Source organism: Candidatus Magnetobacterium casense (assembly GCF_019173545.1).
Taxonomy (GTDB): domain Bacteria; phylum Nitrospirota; class Thermodesulfovibrionia; order Thermodesulfovibrionales; family Magnetobacteriaceae; genus Magnetobacterium; species Magnetobacterium cryptolimnobacter.
The window spans coordinates 1-3,971 of sequence record NZ_JABXWD010000314.1; the positions used below are offsets into that span (position 1 = coordinate 1).

5 protein-coding genes and 2 pseudogenes are annotated in these 3,971 nt (G+C 49.1%); all 7 read left to right on the forward strand.

Features of this window, described 5'->3' with window-relative positions; all coding sequences use genetic code 11:
- Positions 1-301, forward strand: a pseudogene (locus tag HWQ67_RS13920) (capsid cement protein); the annotation flags it as partial.
- Positions 302-305: 4 nt separating this feature from the next.
- Entirely contained in the window at positions 306-746 is a 441-nt protein-coding gene (locus HWQ67_RS13925; protein ID WP_218253296.1) for a DUF1320 domain-containing protein, read from the forward strand.
- A 1-nt stretch (position 747) separates the two neighbouring features.
- Positions 748-1,176: a hypothetical protein gene (locus tag HWQ67_RS13930; RefSeq protein WP_218253297.1), complete on the forward strand. Its 429-nt coding sequence runs from the start codon at positions 748-750 to the stop codon at positions 1,174-1,176.
- Entirely contained in the window at positions 1,176-1,583 is a 408-nt protein-coding gene (locus HWQ67_RS13935) for a hypothetical protein (RefSeq protein ID WP_218253298.1), read from the forward strand. Before HWQ67_RS13930 ends, HWQ67_RS13935 begins: the two co-directional genes overlap by 1 nt.
- 50 nt (positions 1,584-1,633) lie before the next feature.
- The gene (locus HWQ67_RS13940) at positions 1,634-1,840 is read left to right on the forward strand and encodes a hypothetical protein (protein WP_218253299.1); all 207 of its coding nucleotides are present in this window, start codon (positions 1,634-1,636) and stop codon (positions 1,838-1,840) included.
- Positions 1,841-1,914: 74 nt separating this feature from the next.
- Entirely contained in the window at positions 1,915-2,769 is an 855-nt protein-coding gene (locus HWQ67_RS13945; RefSeq protein WP_218253300.1) for a hypothetical protein, read from the forward strand.
- 28 nt (positions 2,770-2,797) lie between these two features.
- Positions 2,798-3,971, forward strand: a pseudogene (locus HWQ67_RS13950) (hypothetical protein); the annotation flags it as partial.

Genomic DNA, 3,971 nt, shown 5'->3' on the forward strand with positions numbered 1-3,971 from the left:
CAGCATGTATGACTTTGACAGCGGAAATACTATTAGCGTTGCGCTGCCTGGTTCGGTCAAGGTGATAGTGGCAGGCGCTGCGGTGACCGCCGGTGTTGCCGTTGTCTCAGACGCAAACGGTAAGGCCGTCCCTGCAACAATGTTGTCAGCAACGGTACCTGGTTCGGGGACAACGGTCACATCGTCAAGCGCGCAACCGACCATGACCATTGTTGGCAGCGAAACACCGCAACACATCAACGGTTATGCGCTTGATGCCGCATCAGGCATAGATGAGTTGATACGGATACTGGTGGTATAGTGCAATGGCGGTGACATACTGCACAGTGACCGACATACAGAACGCAATCCGCTTGCCTGAATTGATAGGCCTAACCGATGACGCCGGTACAGGAAACATGGACGGTGTTGTTGTGGATAACGCCATTGTACAAGCGCAAGCGATTGTTGACGGTTACTGTGCAAGCCGCTACTATGTTCCGTTTCCTGTTCCCGTGTCAGGGATTATCAAGTCAATAACAATTGACATGGCTGTATACTTTCTGTTTCAACGCAATCAACAGACAGAGGTAGGTCAGAGACGCATAGATGATTACAAGCTGGCGTTGGAAAGGTTGAAAGAAATCCGGTCTGGTGCCTTGAATATTCAGCAACCCGAACCGTTGCACACCAGTTACGATAGGGTTAAAAACAACAGGTCAATTGGTGATTTAACCTTTAATTCTGACAAGTTGGGTAGATATTAAGATGGAAGACATATTATCAGTAGAAACGGCAATTATATCGAAGTTAAAGACGGTAACAGCGCTCAAAAACGTTAGCAGCTACAGTGGTCAGCTCGATACGATTTTGACATTGCCGTTGCCTGCCGTGCTGGTGATGTATGACAGCGCTACAATCGACAACGTTGCCGGGCGTGGGGTTCATGGCATTGTAACAATCAGGTTTACGGTCTTGGTGGTAGGCAAGACGAGCCGTGGGCGGGAGACAATATCAACGGATGTGCGTTCATCGCTCGATGCGGTGCGCAACGCACTGAACGGGCTGCAAATCAATAATAAAAACAAGATATTGGTGTGGGAGAGTGAGAAGTTGGATATGATCAGCAAGGCGGGTGAGTTTTGGTATGCTCAAAGTTATAAACTCATAGATTCATTGTCGGAAGGACTGAAATAGTGAAACGGAAGCTGTTATATATCGTGCTTGTTCTATGTTTATTACTGTCGGCATCTTCAGAAGAGGTATTTGCCGAGACCTGGATATTACTTGACGCTGCAAATAGTACGGAGCCAGGCACCCTGAAGGCCGTGACCTTTGCTGACTTCAGGACATGGAGTTGCGATGTGACAACAACAGGTAATCCGACGGCTGTTGCTGTATGTATAGAAGGCAACCAGACTGGCGCTATGGTGTTTGATCCATCCTGCATGGCGGATGTAACCTTGACGGCGGCACAAATAGCGGCCAATATTGGCTCATTTTCTATAGTTGATTCACCGGCTAGATACATACGGGCTAGACTGAAGATACTGACAGGTGGGACCTTACCGACAGTGAGCGTTGTTTGCACGGGGGTGAGATGATGTCTGGCGATTATGTCACGAAAGATGTGTGCGAAACAAAAAGAGTGCAAATGGTGACAAAAGAATTTTGTAACAACGAAGTCATGACTTGCACTACGTACAAGATAGCGCCATTGCAACGACAATTGGTAGTAATTGACGCAAAGGTTCAGAGGGTGTTCATTATTGTTGTTGTTGTCGTAGTTTTGTTACTGGTTTCCTTGCTTGGCGGTCAAGATGCAATCAAGGCGTTGATTGCATTGTTGAAGATGGTGTGAGATGATACAGACAACGCAAGATACAAATAGCGGGTTTCCCGTTTTTGATATAAATAAAGGAAGGTGAACAAAATATGCCACTCACAAATACGACACCGTTTTGGGAGAGACAAGAGACCAATCTCCCAAACGGCATTGCAGGGCTTGACAATACAGGCAAGCTGCCGGTATCCATATTGCCATTGATCGGAGTTGACGCCGACACGGTAGACGGTAAACATGCCTCTGATATCATCGTGATTGGTCAAACAGCGATAAACGCAGAGGCTGTCGTTCGCTCAACAAAAGACACCATGCTTGAAAATAGTCTCAACGCAGAGACGACTAGGGCAACAAACATTGAAGGTACACTAAAGAGCAGCATAGTTGTTTTACAGGCTGGCCTTACAGCCGAAACGCAGATACGGCAAACCGCCGACAACAGCCTTATCACTGCAATACAAACAGAGACAGGCAGGGCTACGGTGGTAGAAAACTCAAACGCAGGAGCGATAGCCGCAGAGATAACAAGGGCAACAACGGCAGAGAACACGCTTACAACCAACGTATCTGGCCTTGTTGCGGGTCTTATCGCTGAAACACAGACAAGGCAGTCCGAGGTTGACGGCATTAGTCAATCGTTGTCAACTGAGACAAATAGGGCAATGGCAGCGGAGGCAACGCTTACGCAGGCAATCGCAACAGAGACAGGCAGAGCTACGGGCGTTGAGGGCGACTTGTTAAACACCCTCATGGGTAAGGCCACGTTGGTACATGTGCATACCTCCTCTGACGTCCTTGACATGAATGCAACGTTGGCTACATTTCTGAACAGCCAGAAGGGCGTTGTTGGTGGCGTTGCATCGTTAGGAATGGACGGTAAGGTGCTAACATCAAGACAGAAATGGCAGCGGGTAAACCTCAAAAGCAAGCTAAAGCTATTGCCTTGAAGAAGGTCGGTAAGTCACGGAGTAAGAAATGAAGACACTCGTAAGACTGGCATTAATTTGGGCATTAATGATATTGATCGGGATAGTAGGGGGTTCTGTTTCGTTTGCCTGGACAAAGTATCCGAAGCAGACGTTATCCGACCAGAGCGACGTTGTGATCGTAACGCCCTCGGATAACCAGACGTTGATATACCAGGCATCCACAGGCACATGGATCAATCTGACACAGTCGGGATATACGGATATACAGTCCCGCGCTGCAATGAGCTGTACAGTGCCAGGGCTGACGTACAACAGCACAACTGGCTTAACCAGTCTGACCAGCGGCTATCTTATCCCGACAACGACGCAGTCAACCAACTGGGACATGGCATACAGCCATGCGGGGTTAAGCAACAATCCGCACAGCGTAACCAAGTTTCAGGTAGGGCTTGGCAGCGTGGAGAACACGGCCCTGAGCACATGGGCGGGTAGCAGCAACATCACGACCGTTGGGACGTTGCCGACTCTGACGGTGGGGTCAACGATAAAACTTGGGACGCTTGACGCCTATAGCAGAGGGCAGATATGGAACTACATGCCAAACAGCGTCTTAAGGCTTGGTTCGTTGCAGCCTGATGGTGATGCACCCGGCAATATTACCTCCGAGGGTATCATTGTCTATAACACAAAAGATGGCACGGCGATGAGAAGTATCGCTATGGGAGACCCTGTAAATGATTATGGCTATGCCAGGATTAAAGGCAACAGGATTGGTCTGTATTCCGTTGATCCATCAGGATTGAACGATTACTACTTCAGAGTTGACCCGACGAGCCTGTATCTGCGTAAGGATAACGGCAGCAAGTCCTTTGAGGTGGCGCGAGCAACGGGCATAATCACCGCCGCAACCTGGCAGGGTAATGCCATAGGGGATAGCTACATCTCCTCGGCCGGCAACTGGAACACGGCCTACAGCCACAGCAGCGCAACGGGCAATCCTCATTCTACGGCCATTGGCAATTTGACCAACGTCAATATAAGCTCCCCGTCCAACGGGCAGGTGCTCAAGTACGACACGGGGACTTCCAGGTGGATAAACGCCGCCGAGAGCGGTGGAGGCTCTTCTACCCTGACGGCGTTGACTGATGTTAATCTGACATCTCCAACAGATGGTCAGATATTAAAGTACGACAATGCCTCGTCCAAGTGGATAAACGCTT

Excerpts from the sequence above, each read along its gene's own strand:
- HWQ67_RS13940 (WP_218253299.1), top strand. The coding sequence starts at position 1,634 with ATGGTGACAAAAGAATTTTGTAACAACGAAGTCATGACTTGCACTACG.
- HWQ67_RS13930 (WP_218253297.1), top strand. The coding sequence starts at position 748 with ATGGAAGACATATTATCAGTAGAAACGGCAATTATATCGAAGTTAAAG.
- HWQ67_RS13925 (WP_218253296.1), top strand. The coding sequence starts at position 306 with ATGGCGGTGACATACTGCACAGTGACCGACATACAGAACGCAATCCGC.
- HWQ67_RS13945 (WP_218253300.1), top strand. The coding sequence starts at position 1,915 with ATGCCACTCACAAATACGACACCGTTTTGGGAGAGACAAGAGACCAAT.